General features: G+C 61.7%; 14 protein-coding genes and 1 pseudogene. 7 read left to right on the forward strand and 8 right to left on the reverse strand.

Annotated elements, in window-relative coordinates; all coding sequences use genetic code 11:
* Nucleotides 1-5: 5 nt before the first annotated feature.
* From OKW28_RS07780 to OKW28_RS07800, 5 genes are all read right to left on the reverse strand, one after another.
* Nucleotides 6-1,262 carry an ABC transporter substrate-binding protein gene (locus tag OKW28_RS07780; protein WP_429444530.1) on the reverse strand — a complete coding sequence of 419 codons (1,257 nt, stop codon included), beginning with the start codon at nt 1,260-1,262 and terminating at the stop codon, nt 6-8.
* A 92-nt stretch (nt 1,263-1,354) separates the two neighbouring features.
* Nucleotides 1,355-2,896, reverse strand: a complete 1,542-nt coding sequence (locus OKW28_RS07785; protein ID WP_429444532.1) for an aldehyde dehydrogenase family protein — start codon at nt 2,894-2,896, stop codon at nt 1,355-1,357.
* A gap of 1 nt (nt 2,897) precedes the next feature.
* Entirely contained in the window at nt 2,898-3,680 is a 783-nt protein-coding gene (locus tag OKW28_RS07790; RefSeq protein WP_429444533.1) for an enoyl-CoA hydratase/isomerase family protein, read from the reverse strand.
* Nucleotides 3,673-5,244, reverse strand: coding sequence for an acyl CoA:acetate/3-ketoacid CoA transferase (locus OKW28_RS07795; RefSeq protein ID WP_429444535.1), 1,572 nt, complete (start codon nt 5,242-5,244; stop codon nt 3,673-3,675). The genes OKW28_RS07790 and OKW28_RS07795 overlap by 8 nt, the downstream gene beginning before the upstream one ends.
* A 45-nt stretch (nt 5,245-5,289) precedes the next feature.
* The gene (locus tag OKW28_RS07800) at nt 5,290-6,309 is read right to left on the reverse strand and encodes a Gfo/Idh/MocA family protein (protein WP_429444537.1); all 1,020 of its coding nucleotides are present in this window, start codon (nt 6,307-6,309) and stop codon (nt 5,290-5,292) included.
* A 117-nt stretch (nt 6,310-6,426) separates the two neighbouring features.
* Between OKW28_RS07800 and OKW28_RS07805 the strand changes: the two genes are divergently transcribed.
* Nucleotides 6,427-7,512: a LacI family DNA-binding transcriptional regulator gene (locus tag OKW28_RS07805; protein WP_429444539.1), complete on the forward strand. Its 1,086-nt coding sequence runs from the start codon at nt 6,427-6,429 to the stop codon at nt 7,510-7,512.
* 138 nt (nt 7,513-7,650) lie between these two features.
* Here OKW28_RS07805 and OKW28_RS07810 read toward each other — a convergent pair whose 3' ends face one another.
* Nucleotides 7,651-8,898 (reverse strand): DUF1479 domain-containing protein, encoded by a 1,248-nt coding sequence (locus tag OKW28_RS07810; RefSeq protein ID WP_429444541.1) that lies wholly within the window; start codon nt 8,896-8,898, stop codon nt 7,651-7,653.
* A 95-nt stretch (nt 8,899-8,993) separates the two neighbouring features.
* Between OKW28_RS07810 and OKW28_RS07815 the strand changes: the two genes are divergently transcribed.
* The gene (locus OKW28_RS07815) at nt 8,994-9,929 is read left to right on the forward strand and encodes a helix-turn-helix domain-containing protein (protein ID WP_429444542.1); all 936 of its coding nucleotides are present in this window, start codon (nt 8,994-8,996) and stop codon (nt 9,927-9,929) included.
* Here the strand turns inward: OKW28_RS07815 and OKW28_RS07820 are convergent.
* Nucleotides 9,924-10,346, reverse strand: a complete 423-nt coding sequence (locus OKW28_RS07820; protein WP_429444544.1) for an IclR family transcriptional regulator domain-containing protein — start codon at nt 10,344-10,346, stop codon at nt 9,924-9,926. The two genes, OKW28_RS07815 and OKW28_RS07820, sit on opposite strands and share 6 nt — an antisense overlap.
* Here OKW28_RS07820 and OKW28_RS07825 point away from each other — a divergent pair.
* Entirely contained in the window at nt 10,275-10,877 is a 603-nt protein-coding gene (locus OKW28_RS07825; RefSeq protein ID WP_429444546.1) for an SRPBCC family protein, read from the forward strand. The genes OKW28_RS07820 and OKW28_RS07825 overlap by 72 nt on opposite strands.
* 252 nt (nt 10,878-11,129) lie before the next feature.
* Here OKW28_RS07825 and OKW28_RS07830 read toward each other — a convergent pair whose 3' ends face one another.
* A complete protein-coding gene (locus tag OKW28_RS07830) occupies nt 11,130-12,056 on the reverse strand; it encodes a LysR substrate-binding domain-containing protein (RefSeq protein ID WP_429444548.1) in 927 nt (308 codons plus the stop codon).
* Nucleotides 12,057-12,159: 103 nt separating this feature from the next.
* On the opposite strand from OKW28_RS07830, the gene OKW28_RS07835 reads away from it, so the two are divergent.
* The 4 genes and pseudogenes from OKW28_RS07835 to OKW28_RS07850 all read left to right on the forward strand — a co-directional run bounded on the left by OKW28_RS07835 (nt 12,160) and on the right by OKW28_RS07850 (nt 16,090).
* Nucleotides 12,160-13,362 (forward strand): MFS transporter, encoded by a 1,203-nt coding sequence (locus OKW28_RS07835; RefSeq protein WP_429444550.1) that lies wholly within the window; start codon nt 12,160-12,162, stop codon nt 13,360-13,362.
* Nucleotides 13,363-13,450: 88 nt separating this feature from the next.
* Nucleotides 13,451-13,588 (forward strand): annotated as a pseudogene (locus tag OKW28_RS07840) (glutathione S-transferase); the annotation flags it as partial.
* Nucleotides 13,589-13,717: 129 nt separating this feature from the next.
* Complete coding sequence (locus tag OKW28_RS07845) at nt 13,718-15,211, forward strand: DHA2 family efflux MFS transporter permease subunit (protein WP_429444552.1); 1,494 nt, start codon at nt 13,718-13,720, stop codon at nt 15,209-15,211.
* Nucleotides 15,212-15,256: 45 nt separating this feature from the next.
* Nucleotides 15,257-16,090 (forward strand): AraC family transcriptional regulator, encoded by an 834-nt coding sequence (locus OKW28_RS07850; protein WP_429444554.1) that lies wholly within the window; start codon nt 15,257-15,259, stop codon nt 16,088-16,090.
* Nucleotides 16,091-16,143: the final 53 nt, after the last annotated feature.

Genomic DNA, 16,143 nt, shown 5'->3' on the forward strand with positions numbered 1-16,143 from the left:
ACGGCCTACTTGGCGTTGTTGACAGCGTCGACCAGCTGTTTCACCGCATCGGCAGATGACTCGTTGGTGTTGAAGAAATGCGTGACGACGTCATAGACCGCGTTCTTCGGCCCATCGGGCATTGCGTGTCCGTGCGCGAAGCTGCCCACCATCGTGCCGCTCTTCAGCGCAGTGCGAAGATCAGCCATCGATTTCTGACCGCACTCGTCGAACCCATCGGAAGGCACATCGAGACGCGCCGGAATCGCTCCCTTGATCTGATTGAATTTCGCCTGCACGCCCTTGTCCATCACGGTCGACGCGAACGCATATTCACCAGGCACGCTGGCATCGCTCTTTTTGAACGTCGCAAACTGGTCAGTATTGAAGATGAAGTCGCCCTGGGTGCCGGGATACTGGAAGCACAGGTAGTCGACATTGGCCTTCTTGCCAGCGTTCACGAACTCACCCTTCGCCCAGTCGCCCATGATCTGCATCGCGGCCTTGTCGTTGATGACCATCGATGTTGCGAGGTTCCAGTCACGCCCCGGGAAATTCGGATCGACCATACCGCGCAGCGCGCGCATCTGGTCAAATGCCTTTTCCATCGTCTTTGAGCCGAGCGCGGCAGGATCGAGATTGACGAGCGCCTGGGTATAGAATTTCGGGCCGCCGGCAGACATGACGGCGCTATCGAAAATCGTTGCTTCCTGCCACGGTTGCCCGCCGTGGGCGAGCGGCGTGTAGCCAGCCTTGCGAATCACGGCGGCATCGGCAACCAGCTGGTCGAACGTCTGCGGCGGAGTCAGATGCAACTGATCGAAAATCTTCTTGTTCGCCCAGATCCAGTTGGTCCGGTGAATATCGACCGGCACCGCTACCCAATGACCATCGACCTTCGAGAAACGTTGAATCGGACCCGGCACGAGCTTGTCCCATCCTTCCTTTGCGGCGATCGGATCAAGGTTGGTCAGAAAGTCCTGCGACGCGTATTCAGGAATGGTAAAACCGAGCATCTGGATGGCGTCAGGCGGATTGCCGGATGCAACGCGAGCTTTCAGCACCGTGCGCGCTGCTTCGCCGCCGCCCCCTGCAATCGGCGCGTCCTTCCAGGCGTATCCGCGCTGCTTCAATCCGTCCTTTAATACCTCCAGCGCACGGGCTTCGCCGCCCGAGGTCCACCAGTGCATCACTTCGACGGTTTTGGTGTCGGCCGCCGATGCCGTGCTGCTGCCACTGACGGCGATGGCTGCCACGAGTGCAAAAAGTGTCTTCCTCAACATGTCTCACTCCAGATGGGTTGCTCTCTCTGATGGAGAGGGTTTTCAGTCTTTTTCCCGGCGGCCCCTTCCGCCCGAGGCTCATTTCTTACCTGCTATTTCTTCGCCGGCAGCCAAAGGTTCTTGCGTTCTCCGATATGCAGTTGAATCGTCTTCGTCTCCGTATAGTCCTCGACCGCCTGCTTGCCGAGTTCGCGTCCGACGCCGCTGGCCTTGAATCCGCCAAACGGAAGTTCCGGATATCCGTCGAGAAAGGTGTTCACCCAGATCGTCCCTGCGTCGACACCGCGTGCGACCTTCAGGCAGGTATCGATATCGCTGCTCCACACCGCGGCCGACAAGCCGTACGCAGTGTCGTTTGCGATTTCGATGGCATGATCCAGATCGCGGAAAGCGATGACACTCAAGACAGGGCCGAAAATTTCCTCTCTTGCGACACCCATGTCTGCCGTGACATCGGTGAGGACGGTCGGCTGCAGATAAAGGCCGTTAGCACTTGCGTAACGCCCGCCGCCGAGACGCACCTTCGCACCTGCCGAGACACCGGTCTCGATATGACCAAGGATGTCGTTCATCTGCTGTTCGCTGACGATCGCGCCGACCTTCGCATCAGGATGAAGCGGGTCGCCGACAGGCACTTCGCGGGCACGCTCGATAACAGCAGCGGCAAACCGCTCTACGATGGACTCATGCACGAGAACCCGGCTACCGCTGTTGCAGCATTCGCCAGCGTTGAAGTACACGCCGAACACGACCGCGTCCACCATGGCATCCCAGTCGCAGTCCGGGAAAACGATCTGAGGATTCTTGCCACCCAGTTCCAGGGCGACTTTCTTGAGTTTCTTCGAGGCCACCCCAGCAAGCATCGACCCCACGTGGGTCGAACCCGTGAACGAGAGCATGTCGACCCGTGGACTCTCGGCGAGAGGCTGACCGACGCGTGAGCCCTTGCCCGTCACGACATTCGCGACTCCGGCTGGCACGCTTGCCTTTTCAAGGATCTCCATCAACATGACGGTCGTGCCAGACGTCAGTTCGCTAGGCTTGATCACGCATGTGCAGCCTGCTGCCATCGCGAATGGCAGTTTCTGGCACAGAATCCACAGCGGAAAATTCCATGGCGTGATGATCCCGACCACACCAATCGGCTGACGCAACACCAATCCAAGCATGTCCTCACCCAAGGTGTTGTAGGCGTCACCGCTGGTGGTGCGAGCAAGGCTCGCAGCGTACTGCCACAGATCGACGCAACCGGCGACCTCCGCGCGCGCCTGGGTGAGCGGCTTGCCGTTCTCCAGCGATTCGATCAGCGCAAGACGCTCAATCTGCGCCTGAATGCCATCCGCGATCGCCAGCAGCACGCGGGCACGCTCCGCTCCCTTCATCTTTGGCCAGGGGCCGTTGTGAAATGCACGATGGGCTGCGTCGATCGCCGCGTCGACGTCCTCGGGCGTCGCCACGGCATAGGTGCTGACGAGCTCGCCGTGAGCCGGACTGAGCCGCTCGACACGCTCGCCGTCACCGGCATCGCGCCACTGCCCGTCGATGTAGAGGCGACCGTGATACACCTCAAAGTCAGTCTTACGAGACGCCACAAGCAACGGCGCCAGTTCAGGATTTGTGTCTACAGTCGTCATGTCAGTTACCCTCAAAATTCGCCGGTCGCTTTTCGCGAAAGCTCAGCATTCCCTCACGCGCATCCGCGGTTGTTGCCGCCAATGCACCCGCCATTGCCTCAAGGGTGGCCGCAGCACCCTCGCCATTTGCCGCGTTCACCAGTTGCTTGGTCAGTTGCACCGACACGGGCGCAAGACGTGCGATCTGTTCGGCCATCTCCAGCGCGGCGTTCAATGCACCGCCCGCTGATGCAAGCTCGTCGATCAGACCGATCGCGTGAGCGCGCGTGGCGTCGATGCGTCTGCCGGTGAGCGCGAGCATCTTGACCTTGCTCGCCCCAATGACCGAGACAAGCCGTTGCGTGCCAGACCAACCCGGACATGTCGCTATACCCGCCTCTGGGAGCGCGAAGGTCGCGGCAGGGTCTGCAATCCGGATGTCCGCCACCGCGGCAAGCTCCAGCCCGCCTCCGAGTGCGTGTCCATTGATAGCTGCGATGACCGGCACACGAAGCGCAGCCCAACGATCAAAGATCCTGTGTCCGCGCGGTACCCACTGACGCCACATATCAAGAGGCGCCAGCGCGGACCATTCATTGATGTCCGCACCCACGCAGAAAGCCTTCGTTCCCGAGCCAGTCAGGACCACGGCGCGCACATCGGTCCACGTATCGAGATCCGCGGCGACCGCTTCCAGACGCATCAGCATCGGCGGGGTCAGGGCATTGAGCTTTTCGGGGCGATTCAACGTGACAAGAGCGACTGCGCCGCTGCGCTCAAACCGGATTCCATCGATATCAGCCACGATGCACCTCCCTGAGTTGCAGTCCGTACGGCGATTCGCTGAAAATCGCGGCATTCATGGTCTTCAGATCCGGTGAGACAATCAAAGGAAAATCCGCCTGCTCAAGCACGTCCCTGTTCAGGTCGATGCCGGGCGCGACCTCGATCACTTCAAGACCGTCCCTCGTGAGCTGCAGCACACAGCGTTCAGTCACATACAGCACCTGCTGACCACGCTGCTGCGCCATGCGGCCGCTGAACGTGACGTGGTCGACGTCGCCGATGAACTTCTTCGATTTGCCTTCCTGAAGGATCGTCAGCCGTCCGTGACCGACCTCCAGCTTCGCGCCGGCCGTGAAAAATCCCGAGAAGACGAGCTTCTTCGCGTGCGTCGTAATGTCGATGAAGCCGCCACATCCGGCAGTCAGGTACGGCTTGCTGGGCAGCTTCGATACGTTCACGTGGCCGTTGCGGTCGATCTGCAGGAACGACAGCAGCGAAACATCGAAGCCGCCTCCCTGGAAGTAGATGAACTGCGAAGGCGACGGCATGATCGCGTCGGCGTTTGCCGAGCAACCGAAGGCGAAGCCGAGCAGCGGCATACCGCCCACCGCACCCTGCTCGATGGCCCACGTCACCCGGCCGTTGAGTCCTTCTTCAAGGAGAATGCGCGGAACGTTGGCCGAAATGCCGAAGCCAAGATTCACCGCGTCTCCGTCCGCGATTTCCATCGCTGCGCGACGGGCAATCACCTTTTCTGCGTTCCAGTCGGCAAATGCAAATTCGCTGTCCGGAACCTTGATTTCGCCGCTGATCTCCGGGTCGTATTCGATCTGCGTCGTCTGTTTCTGCTCGGGGTCCACGACCACGTAGTCAACGAGGTTGCACGGAATATGCACCTGCTGCGTACCGAGCGACCCTGCCTTCACGACTCGCTTGACCTGTGCGATGACAATGCCGCCGTTGTTGCGCACTGCAAGCGCCTGGTCGCGGCCGCCGAGCAGCGCGCCTTCGTGTTCGTAAGACAGGTTGCCCCGCTCATCCGCTGTGGTGGCACGCACGATAGCGACGCGCGGCACGATATTCGGAAAGAAGAGCCACTCCTCGCCCGCGAACGTGACCTTGTCCACGATCGGCTCGGATTCCGAGAGACTGTTCATTGCGCCGCCCTGCCGGTCCGGATCGACGAAAGTGTCGAGCCCCACCTTGGTGAGGACACCAGGGCGCTTCGCGGCCGCGTCCCGATGCATGTCAAACATCACACCGCTCGGCAGGTTGTATGCGCGGATTTCATTGTCGACCACCATCCGCCAGATGTCGGGCATCGGTAGACTCGATGGGCCGCTGGGAAACGAACCGGCGATGATCGACTTGATAAGACCGTGCTTCGCCAGATGATCAACGCCTTTGACGCCATACATGTCGCCAGCTGCTATCGGATGCAGCAGCGAAAGTGCTCGAGGATGGCCTTCGGTTTCAAAGCGCGTCCCGATCGCCGCCAGCATGGCGTCGGGGCAGCCCAGGCCACTCGACGAACTGACGGTCACAACGTCACCATCGTTGATCAGGCCTGCGGCAGTCGCCATCGAAATAACTTTGCTGGAACCCACAATAGATCTCCTCAAACTGACTCAGCGCGCGAACTGCTGCGGGACGGCGACGTGTGCACCAGTTGAAGCCGACTCTTGAAGCGCAAGCGCGGTAACCAGTGACCGGTATCCGTCCCGGCCGGTGGCTGCGGGATCCTCACCGAGGAGAACAGCGCGATGGAACTGGGCGACCGCGGTGACATAAAGGTCCTGGTGGACGACCTCGATGATTTCGAAACCTGCTGCTGAACGCAGTTCGATTTCTCCGACGGCGCGCTGGGTCATCACGTCGCGTGCGATGAGCGAGCCTTCGGTCCCGTGGACCTCGAGGCCGGTCGGCGCGTACGGCACGGTGAACGCGTCGTGAATCTGGGCAAGCACGCCGTTACTGAACCGGATGATTCCCATCACGCCGTCGGCGAGGCCCTGGGTACCCATGCTTCCCGACGAGGTCATCGCGCTCACTTCGACGGGTTCTGCATCCAGAATGAAGCGAAGGGTGTCAGCGTCGTGCACGGAGATGTCCAGCACGACGCCGCCACCCGCATCAGGGCGCTCGATTCGCCAGCCGCGGAGGTGCGGCGGTAGGGAGACCGCGTGGAAGACACGCACGTACAGCAGCGAGCCGAGCGCACCTGAACGGATGAGTTCACGCAGACGGCGGTGTGTCGCGGCACACCGCAGGTGATGGTTCGTGCCAAGGACAACCTGATGGGCGGCGCACGCTTCAATCATCTGGCTCGCGTCAGCCTCTGAGAGCGCAAGCGGCTTTTCGCAGAGCACGTGTTTGCCGGCGGCAGCGGCCGCCAGAACTTGAGGCAGGTGTTTTTCGTTCGTGCTGCTGATGTAGACGGCGTCGACGTTGCGATCGGCGAGGATCTCATCAAGGCTTGTGCTCGACTTCGAAATTCGATGCTTGTCCGCGAACTCGCGGGCGCGCCCGGCGCTGCCGCTGACGACCGCTTCGATCGTGCCGTCCGGCTGCGACCGGATCGCGTTGACCATCCACTCGTCGGCTATCGTGCTGGCGCCGATTAGCGCCCAGCGAATCTTGGAAGTCATTGTCTCTCTCCATTGGAACGTTCCAACTAGCGTTTATTGGATCGTTCCAACAAACTGTAGTAGACTCATTTCACCGTGTCAAATACTTTTTGGAACGTTCCAATTGTGCAAAGCAACATGAAAACAGTTCCGACGATTCAGGACATTGCAGCGGCTGCGGGCGTATCCAAGTCGACGGTCTCGCTGGTCCTCCAGCAGAGCCCAAAAATCAAGGCGGAGACGGCCGAAAAAGTTCGGGCGGCAGCCCAGCTACTCGGCTACGTCTATAACCGCGGCGCAGCAAACCTGCGCGGGACCCGAAGTACCATCGTCGGGATGGTCATTAATGATCTGACTAACCCCTTCTTTGTCGAGTTGCTCGTCGCCATCGAGCGGGTACTCGCGCAGTCCGGATACACGACGCTGATGGCGCACACTGCCGAAAACGTCGCGACCCAAACCCGTGTTCTGCAATCGATGCGTGAACAGAATGTGGCCGGCCTGATCATGTCTCCTGCGCTGGGAACACCTGAGCAACTGCCGGACGAGATCAAGTCCTGGGGAATTCCACTTGTCCTTGTCATGCGACCGATGGGCACGGATGTCGACACGGTCGGAGTCGACAACAGCTTTGGATTCGCTCTCGCGACGGAACATCTGATTGCTCAGGGCCACACACGTATCGCATTCGCCGGCAATCGAACGGGGTATGCGGTTGCGAACCAGCGCAGGCAGGGCTATCTCACGGCAATGGCCAGCCATGCCCTGCCTGTCGCCGACGAGTGGATCATCGACGTTGAACTGACTCCGGAGGGCGGTCGCAAGGCTGTCCGCTCCATCTTCGAGATGCGGCCTCGTCCGACGGCGGTGGTTTGCTACAACGATCAGGTTGCGTTTGGCGTGTTGCATGAGCTGGACCGAATGGGCAAACGTGCGGGCAAGGCGCTCGCGGTCGTTGGCTGTGACAATGTGGTGGCGGCAGAACATACCAATCCGCCGCTCACTACTCTTTCCGCCGGAGCGGACAAACTCGGCACGATCGCGAGTGAGACGCTGCTGGCCAGGCTCGATCCAGCGGCGGACGGAAAAGAACCACCCGTGCAGTACTTCGCCATTCCGCAGCTAGTCGTCAGGGAATCAAGCGTGGGCTCCGCGGGGCGCCACCCGCCTCTGTCGATCGATCCCGCCCGCACAGAACGTCGCGTTGCAGGCCAGCGGCAATAGACTTCTGTCCCCTTGATGCATCGCGCGTCAGCCAGAGGGGCTGGCCGGATCGTGGCGGGCCGTCTGGCTAACCCCGAACCGACCGGGCTACCCGCCTACGAATCGGTGGATTGCCTTTCAACCCCCAGCGACGGCGTTTCACAGCGTGAAGCCCATCTGGTCCTTGCCGAGTTCAGTCAGGTCTGCCTCCGCCGCGCGTCCGACAAAGTCGACTTCGAAATTGTCCGCAGGAAAGTCCGGCGGGCTATCTCCGTTGAGAAAGGTCGGCAACTGGCGTTTAAGGTAGGCGTCGTTCTTTGCACACGCTGGCGCAGCCGATATGTACATGACGTTGCTGTAGCCCTTGCCATGATGAGCATCTTCGACCGCGTGAATCACGTCGCTATGCCAGAAGACGGTGTCCCCTGCCTGCATCAGTGGAATGGAGGACAACGCTTCTTGAAGCGGACCATGCCATTCCGGCTTGATCGAAAGTGCGCGCCCGGGCAAGGCGCCGCACAGATCGTCGTCCGGCACGTCATCCTGAAGGGCGCGCAATAATATGTACACCATCGCGTTCGCGATCGGCACGAGTTGAAGCGTGCCGTCTCCCGGACCTTGCGGAGTGAGCGCTGTCCAGCCCTGGAAAGTACGGAACATCGAACAGACAGTCGGTGACGGAATCTCTCTCGCCTCGGGGCGATATGCGGCATCGAACGCGTCGTAGCGGCGCCAGTCGCCACTAAACACGTGTCGATAAACACGCCGGAAATTGTCGTCAAGCCAACGTTCGACTGACCCACCGTCGCAATGAGCAGACAGCCCGAGCGACTCGGAGCCGGGGGGGCGACGTCGCAGCCGGTCCGCGTACACCGGAACGCGGTCCGGATCGAAATGAACGCGTCCTTCGCTGTCGTGTTTCCAGAGGCGGTTCAGAAAGACGCGCGTCTGAGTGAGTTCGGGCGCCTGGCGCGCTTCGACCTGAGGCTTCGACCAGTAAATGCCATAGATCTGGGGCTTGCTCGAAGCGAGGTTGCCGAAGTACTTGTCTTCTGCACGATGCGCGAGTTTTTCGTCGAGGTCATTGGACTCGACATACTCAGCGACCTGCGCGTCCCAGCCTTCAGCGCGCTCGCGGCTGAACACCCCCCGGACGACGCAGGCCCCTCGATCCTTGATCGATGCGATCTGCGCGGCGCTCACCCGGTCAGCCGCGATATCCGCAAACTGGATTTCAGGAATGACAGAGTCACCGCGGGCACGCTGCTCCACGATGGTAGCGACCTTGCGCTGAATATCAGCTTCGACCTGCTGGAATACTTCCCTATAGTTCGGAAGGCCGGCGCGCAACAGCTTTTTAACCGCCCGAATAGCGGTCGGCAAATCGTCGATGTGAAGGGATTCCATGGTGGCGTCTCCTGGTGTTCTTTGATGACTGAAGCTTAGCCTGGGCCACGATGGACAGGTGATACAATAAGGTCAACTTCTTTGCGATTCCAGCCATGAAGCCTCTATACGAACATGTCGAGATGAGCGCCGGATGCTCCGTGCGGGTTTATCACCGGAAGCTTCCGCGTATTCCGTTCGAATGGCACCATCACCCGGAATATGAACTCACCTTGACGATGAATAGCCGTGGCAAGCGCTACATCGGTGACTCGATCGCCGGGTACGAGGGCGATGACCTGGTGCTCGTCCCGCCGGACTTGCCTCATACCTGGTCGTCGAACCGTTCGATCGACGACAGCGCCCCGCAGGTCGCTATCGTCATCTGGTTCGAAGGCGACTGGGCGCGACGACTGGCCGATTGCTGCCCGGAGTACGAAGCACTTCATCGGCTTCTGCGACGCGCTGCCTGCGGCCTTGCGTTCAGAGCGGAAGCCGGGGCAACGGTGCGTAGCCGACTCGAGGGTCTTTTGTCAGCGTCTCCCAGAGAGAGACTCAGCGTTGCGCTGGACATCCTGTGCACATTGGCCGATGAAGAGGCACGGCCACTCGCGTCCCCCAACGCATTCGATCAGAGCAACGTGGGGCGGCCCTCCGGACACGAGCCGGAGCGGGTAAATCGGGCGTTAGCAGTTATCGAGGCACGGTTTGCCGAACGGCTGACACTGGCGGAATTAGCCGCCGCCGCGACCCTTTCAGAGCGCACACTCAATCGATACTTTGTTCAACATATCGGCGAAAGTGTCGGGAAGTATGTGAGCCGTGTGCGAATCGGTCACGCATGTCGAATGCTCGCGGACACCTCATGGCCCGTGTCGGTCATCGCGGCGCATTCAGGATTTCCCAACGTTGCCAATTTCAACCGTCAATTTCGCGCGCTGAAAAAGACGACTCCCGCGGCCTATCGGAAAGAGTTTGCTGGTCAGCCCCGACATCAACTGAATGCCCCGTTGACACTGGAGGCTAGGTCGCCATCCTTGGACCGCTCATGAATGGCGTTCAGCGTGGTGACTAAGCGGACCGCTTGACTCGCGATATCGTGTGCGACGAAGCTGCGGCCCCGGCTCCCCTACTTTCGATGACCGCGCGCGCTGAGAGGTTCGCGCCGCTGCCTCCCGGATCGATTCTACGAGCCGGTCCAGATTCGCAAATTCGAGTCGCTGCGTCGGTACGATCACCGCAAGCGATCCGACCGCTTCACCGGAATCGTCCGTGAACAGCGGCGACGCCAGTGCAGAAACGCCGTTTTCCAGTTCGTCCCTCGACAGATAAAAGCCCGCGCGTCGGATTTTGAGCAGCGACGCCCGGAACTCGTCGAGTGTCGGCCCCAAGCCGCTTTGCGCGATCTCTTCGGCATACTGATCGAACAGAACCGCCAGCTTGGCCTTCGGAAACGTGGACAGGATCACTTTTGGAGCGGCGCCGAGAAACAGGGGCCGCGGACGGCCCCGGCCGTATCGGAGGTCAAGCGCGGCCTCGTGCGTCTCGCGATGCGTGTCAACGAGCTCGCTTCCCTATGGATAACAGTCTCGCGATGCTCGACATCTCTGTGCAGGGTCGCGACTGATCGCGACGCGGTCCGACTTTATTGCCGGTTCAGAACATTTCATATTTTCTGCAGGACTTTATGTGCGTGCCGTTTCACACTTCAGTCGCCGGATTCAGGACCTTCCGTCGTCATCATCGAGCGTCTGCTTGACTTTAACGAAGCCGGCCGACGGTATAGCTATGCGCTCGTCGAAGGCCCGGATTCCGTGTCCGGCTATGTCGGCCCGGTATCTGTTCACGACGATGGCGATGCACGCTCGGTTGCAACGTGGTCCAGCCACTTTCTGCCTGATGACGCAAGCAAGACACGTGAGTTCGTTTCGCACTATGAGCAAATTTACCGCGCGGGACTCGGCGGTCTGAAAACGCTTGTCGAAAACGGCAGCAACTGACCAGTACGCTTGTTTCGCGCGAAGCACGCCACCGCGTTGCGCCAGCCTGTGCAGGCCGACGACAGTCTCGTGGACTCGCGTGCTGGCAAACTGAACAGTGTTGCGCGCCGACTGGAGCCCGGTGCTGCTCGCGCCATACTTTACTATTTGAACCGCCTCGCGCATCGTCCGCGATGACGCCGTTGCGCTCGTATGCCGGAACGTGTTTCCCACCCCCGCTCGGTCCGGCGATGATCGTGCCTCAGGCGTCCATCACTGATCCGCCCACGCAGCCGCCGGCCGCGCCGGCGCTCCGCTGCCGAGCGTCTCGATCAGATAATCGACGAATGACGCGATCCGCGATGAGATCGCCGTATTCCGGTAATAAACGGCATGAATCGGCTGCCGCACGTCCTGCGTGTGGCGCGTCAGGATCTGCAGGAGCCTTCCGGCTTCGCGGTCCTGCATGGTCATAAAGTCCGACAGGCAGACGATCCCGTTGCCCTCGAGCGCGAGTTGCCTCAGCGTCTCGCCGCTCGACGACCAGACCGTGGGCGCGATGCGGTACGGTTCGCCATCGGCGCCCAGCAACGGCCAGACATTCAGCGACTCCGGCTGGTTGAAGCCGAGCAGTGCGTGCTTACCGAGATCCTCGACCTTGCGCGGCTGGCCGTTCACCTCGAGATAGTTCGGACTCGCGAGAATGCGTAGCCTGCTGTTGCCGACGAGCCGGCTATGCAGCGTCGAATCCTTCAGCCGGCCGATCCGGATCGCGACGTCGGTGCGCCGCTCGAGCAGATCGATCACACCCTCGTTGCTGTTGAGTTCCAGCTCCACCTGAGGATAACGCTCGCGGTAGCCCTGCACGAGCGGCACGATCACATGCAGCATGAACGGCGACGCCGCGTCGACCCGCAACCGCCCCGACGGTTTCTCGCGCCGCGCCACCATCTGTTCCTCGGCACTTTCCACCGACTCGATGATCGCCCGTGCGTCCTGCAGGAACGCCCGCCCCTCCTCGGTCAATTCGAGCCGGCGCGTGGTCCGGCGCAACAGCGTCGTCTTCAGCTTCTCCTCGAGCCGGCCGAGTGTACGGCTTGCGGCCGACACAGTCAGGTCGAGCTGCTGCGCGGCGGCGGTGATCGACCCGGTATCGACTACGGCCGCGAAGGTTTGCAATTCGTCCAGTGTGATTTTCATTGTTGATTTCAAATCAAAACAATTTCATTTATAACCTGGTTTTTCCGCAAAAGTAAAGAGAGCACACTGCGCCGGTCTCCACTCATGTTCCGGATCGACCGCCATGCCGCTCGCTCTTCTCGCGCTCACCATCAGCGCCTTCGCCATCGGCACGACCGAGTTCGTGATCGTTGGCCTGATCCCGACAATCGCGTCTGATCTCGGCGTCAGCCTGCCGGCAGCCGGGCTTCTCGTGAGCCTGTACGCGCTCAGTGTTGCGATCGGTGCGCCCCTCCTCACCGCGCTGACCGGCTGCCTGCCGCGCAAGACGCTGCTCGCCGGTCTGATGGCGCTGTTTACGGTCGGCAATCTCGTTGCATGGCGCGCGCCGAGTTACGAGTCGCTGATCGTCGCACGGATTCTCACGGGCCTCGCGCACGGCGTGTTCTTTTCGGTGGGCTCGATCATCGCGACCACGCTCGTACCGAAGGAGAAGGCCGCGAGCGCGATCGCGACGATGTTCAGCGGCATGACGGTCGCGTTCGTCGCCGGCATTCCACTGGGCACCGTAATCGGTCAGCATTTCGGCTGGCGAGCGACGTTTCTCGTCGTCGCGGGTTTCGGGCTGGTTGCGTTTCTCGGGGCTGTCGCCTTCGTGCCCCGGCATCTCGCGCATGCGCGTCCCGCGCCGCTCTTCCAGCAATTCCGCGTGCTCGCGCAACCCCGGCTGCTGCTCGTCTATGCAATGACCGCTGTCGGCTACGGCGGCTCGCTGATCGCGTTCACGTTCATGGCGCCGCTACTCGAGCAAATCTCGGGCATTACGCCGTCGCAAGTCAGCTTGGTGCTCGTCGCCTATGGCGTGTCGGTCGCGGCGGGCAATGTCTGGGGCGGCAAGCTCGCCGATCGTGTCGGCCCGGTCAAGGCGCTCAAGCGGATTTTCCTGCTGCTCGCCGCCGTGCTGTTCGCCCTCACCTTCACCGTGCACAACGCGTGGCTCGCCGTGTTGACGATGCTCTGCTGGGGCGCGGTCGCATTCGGCAACGTGCCGGGCCTGCAGGTGTACGTCGTCAAGCAGGCGCGCCACTTCGCTCCCGAGGCCACCGATGTCGCGTCCGGCTTCAACATCGCTGCGTTCAATCTCGGCGTCGCGGGCGGCTCGTCGCTCGGCGGGCTGATCGTCACGCACATCGGCCTCGGCCACACGCCATGGATCGCCGCCGCAGTCACGCTCGGCGCATTCGCGCTTACCGCCCTGAGCGGATCCCTCGACCAGCGCGAAGGCCTGCCCGATCGTACCGCCGAACCCGTGGAACTTGCCCACTGAAACCTTCTCTGCCGGAGATCAGCATCACGAACGCACCCGCCGACCGTCCGCTGTTTGCAGGCAAGACCTTCGAAGTCCGCTATGCCGGCTCACAGCCATCAACGCCCGCGGCGTCGCCGCGCAATTGCCCGCGATAAGCGCGTTTTTGCAGCGCATTCACGCGCGGCCCGCGTATCAGCGCGCGCTCGAACGCGGCGGCAAATACGAAATCCTCGGCGGCGATTGAAGCGGAACCGCGCGCGGCTTCGCGCAGCGCCGCCGCCCAGGATTTCGTAGTTGGACGCTAAATGTGCGGGTGCTAGACTCGAAAACCCATCGTCGGTGATCGACCGAATCCGCGTCAAGGGGCGTCCGCATGACCCATTCCCTCCACGGCAAGCAACGCTGGCTCGCGCTAATCGTGCTCTGCCTCGGCGTACTGATGATCGTACTCGACACGACCATCGTGAACGTCGCGCTGCCGTCCATCGCAGCCGATCTCGGCTTTAGCGAAACTTCGCTCGTGTGGGTCGTCAACGCCTACATGCTGACGTTCGGCGGCTGCCTGCTGCTCGGCGGACGGCTTGGCGATCTGTACGGACACCGCAAGCTGTTTCTCAGCGGCATTACGCTCTTCACGCTCGCTTCGCTCGCCTGCGGCCTCGCGAATTCGCAGGTGCTGCTGGTCGCCGCGCGCGCCGTGCAGGGCCTGGGCGGTGCGATCGTCTCGGCGGTATCGTTGTCGCTGATCATGAATCTGTTCACCGAAGCCGGCGAACGCGCGAAGGCGATGGGCGTGTATGGCTTCGTCTGCGCGGGCGGCGGCAGCATCGGCGTGCTGCTCGGCGGACTGCTCACCAACCTGCTGAGCTGGCACTGGATCTTCCTGGTCAATCTGCCGATCGGCATTGCGGTGTACGCGCTGTGCCTCGCGCTATTGCCCGCTGCGCGCGGCCACGCGCATGGCGAACGGCTCGATGTGGCCGGGGCGCTCAGCGTGACCGCATCGCTGATGCTGGCGGTCTATGCGATCGTCAACGGCAACGAAGCGGGCTGGACTTCGGCGCAAACGCTCGGCCTGCTGTTCGTCGGGCTCGCGCTGCTTGCCGTGTTCCTCGCAATCGAGGCGAGAATCGAACACCCGTTGATGCCGCTCGCTCTGCTGCGTTTGCGCAATGTCGCGACCGCGAACCTGGTCGGCGTGTTGTGGGCGGCGGCGATGTTCGCGTGGTTCTTTATTTCGGCGCTGTATCTGCAGCGCGTGCTCGGCTATCGGCCATTGCAGGTGGGGCTCGCGTTTCTGCCCGCGAACCTGATCATGGGACTTTTTTCGCTGGGATTGTCGGCGCGCGTGGTGATGCGCTTCGGGCTGCGTCGTCCGCTCGCGGCTGGCCTGCTGATCGCTGCTTGCGGGCTTGCGCTGTTCGCGCGTGCGCCCGTCGACGGCAGCTTCGTACCCGACGTGTTGCCCGGCATGTTGCTGCTCGGCTTTGGTGCGGGCATCGCGTTCAATCCGCTGCTGCTCGCCGCAATGAGCGACGTCGATCCCGCCGATTCGGGCCTCGCGTCGGGCATCGTCAATACATCGTTCATGATGGGCGGGGCGCTCGGGCTTGCCGTGCTCGCGAGTCTTGCCGCGGCGCGTAGCGAGGCGATGCAGGCGTCGTCGAGTGCCGCGGCTGCGCTGAACAGCGGGTATCACGTCGCGTTTCTGTTTGGGGCGGTTTTTGCGGCGGCGGCCGGCGTGCTGGGTGGGCTGTTGCTGAGGCCGGGGCAGGCGGGTAGCGCCGCGGGCGTGCATGGTGACGCGGCGGAATCGTCTCGGCCCTCCGCCGCGACTGCAAAACCGCAAGCGCGATCAAATGCGTGAGTTCGCCGCTGACTATGCTGGCTTCATGCTGACATGAGAGCCGAGATGAACCCGGTTGGAAAAGCGCTCTGGTATATCGAAAGCCACTTCGCCGGCGAGTTGACGCTCGACGACATCGCCCGCTGTGGCTGCGTATCGCGCTTTCACCTCGCGCGCGCGTTCGAAGCGGCCACCGGGATGCCGGTGATGCGCTACGTTCGCGCACGGCGTTTGAGCGAGGCCGCACGACGTCTGGCCGATGGTGCGCCCGACATCCTCGCGGTCGCTCTCGACGCCGGCTACGGCTCTCACGAAGCATTCACGCGCGCGTTTCGCGATCAGTTCGGGCTCACGCCCGACGCGCTGCGCGCGCGGGGTCATCTCGACAACCTGACCATTGTGGAGCCGATCAAAATGGACGAAACCCTTCTCAGCCATCTGGACCCGCCGCGCTTCGAAGACGCGCGAGCGTTTCTCGTCGCTGGACTGAGCGAGCGCTATACGTGCGACAGCAGCAAGGCGATCCCATCCCATTGGCAGCGCTTTGGCGCCTGGTACGGCAGGGTGCCGGGACAGGTCGGCAAGGTGGCTTATGGCGTTTGCTATAACGCCGATGAACTGGGTAACTTCGACTACATGTGCGGCGTCGAAGTCAGCGATTTTTCCGCGTTGCCGCCAGAGTTGAGTCGTGTGCGCATCGCCGCGCAACGGTATGCGGTGTTCACTCATCGCGAGCACATCTCAGGCATTCGTCGCACGATGAATACGATCTGGAATCAGTGGTTGCCCGCGTCAGGGCACGTGCCTGCCGATGCGCCGCATTTCGAACGGTATGGCGAGCAGTTCGACCCGGTGACGGGGATGGGTGGAGTCGAAGTCTGGTTGCCGCTGAAAAGTTGATGGTCGATTCGGCGGATGGCCGTTGCAGATGGCCGTTGCAGATGGCCGTTGTG

This window comes from Paraburkholderia sp. 40 (assembly GCF_050434105.1).
Taxonomy (GTDB): Bacteria; Pseudomonadota; Gammaproteobacteria; order Burkholderiales; family Burkholderiaceae; genus Paraburkholderia; species Paraburkholderia tuberum.

What these genes read in the sequence shown, in the direction of transcription:
- OKW28_RS07830 (WP_429444548.1), bottom strand. Translation starts at nt 12,056, where the DNA reads ATGAAAATCACACTGGACGAATTGCAAACCTTCGCGGCCGTAGTCGAT.
- OKW28_RS07800 (WP_429444537.1), bottom strand. Translation starts at nt 6,309, where the DNA reads ATGACTTCCAAGATTCGCTGGGCGCTAATCGGCGCCAGCACGATAGCC.
- OKW28_RS07815 (WP_429444542.1), top strand. Translation starts at nt 8,994, where the DNA reads ATGAAGCCTCTATACGAACATGTCGAGATGAGCGCCGGATGCTCCGTG.
- OKW28_RS07835 (WP_429444550.1), top strand. Translation starts at nt 12,160, where the DNA reads ATGCCGCTCGCTCTTCTCGCGCTCACCATCAGCGCCTTCGCCATCGGC.
- OKW28_RS07850 (WP_429444554.1), top strand. Translation starts at nt 15,257, where the DNA reads ATGAACCCGGTTGGAAAAGCGCTCTGGTATATCGAAAGCCACTTCGCC.
- OKW28_RS07780 (WP_429444530.1), bottom strand. Translation starts at nt 1,262, where the DNA reads ATGTTGAGGAAGACACTTTTTGCACTCGTGGCAGCCATCGCCGTCAGT.
- OKW28_RS07795 (WP_429444535.1), bottom strand. Translation starts at nt 5,244, where the DNA reads ATGGCGACTGCCGCAGGCCTGATCAACGATGGTGACGTTGTGACCGTC.
- OKW28_RS07810 (WP_429444541.1), bottom strand. Translation starts at nt 8,898, where the DNA reads ATGGAATCCCTTCACATCGACGATTTGCCGACCGCTATTCGGGCGGTT.
- OKW28_RS07805 (WP_429444539.1), top strand. Translation starts at nt 6,427, where the DNA reads ATGAAAACAGTTCCGACGATTCAGGACATTGCAGCGGCTGCGGGCGTA.
- OKW28_RS07785 (WP_429444532.1), bottom strand. Translation starts at nt 2,896, where the DNA reads ATGACGACTGTAGACACAAATCCTGAACTGGCGCCGTTGCTTGTGGCG.
- OKW28_RS07845 (WP_429444552.1), top strand. Translation starts at nt 13,718, where the DNA reads ATGACCCATTCCCTCCACGGCAAGCAACGCTGGCTCGCGCTAATCGTG.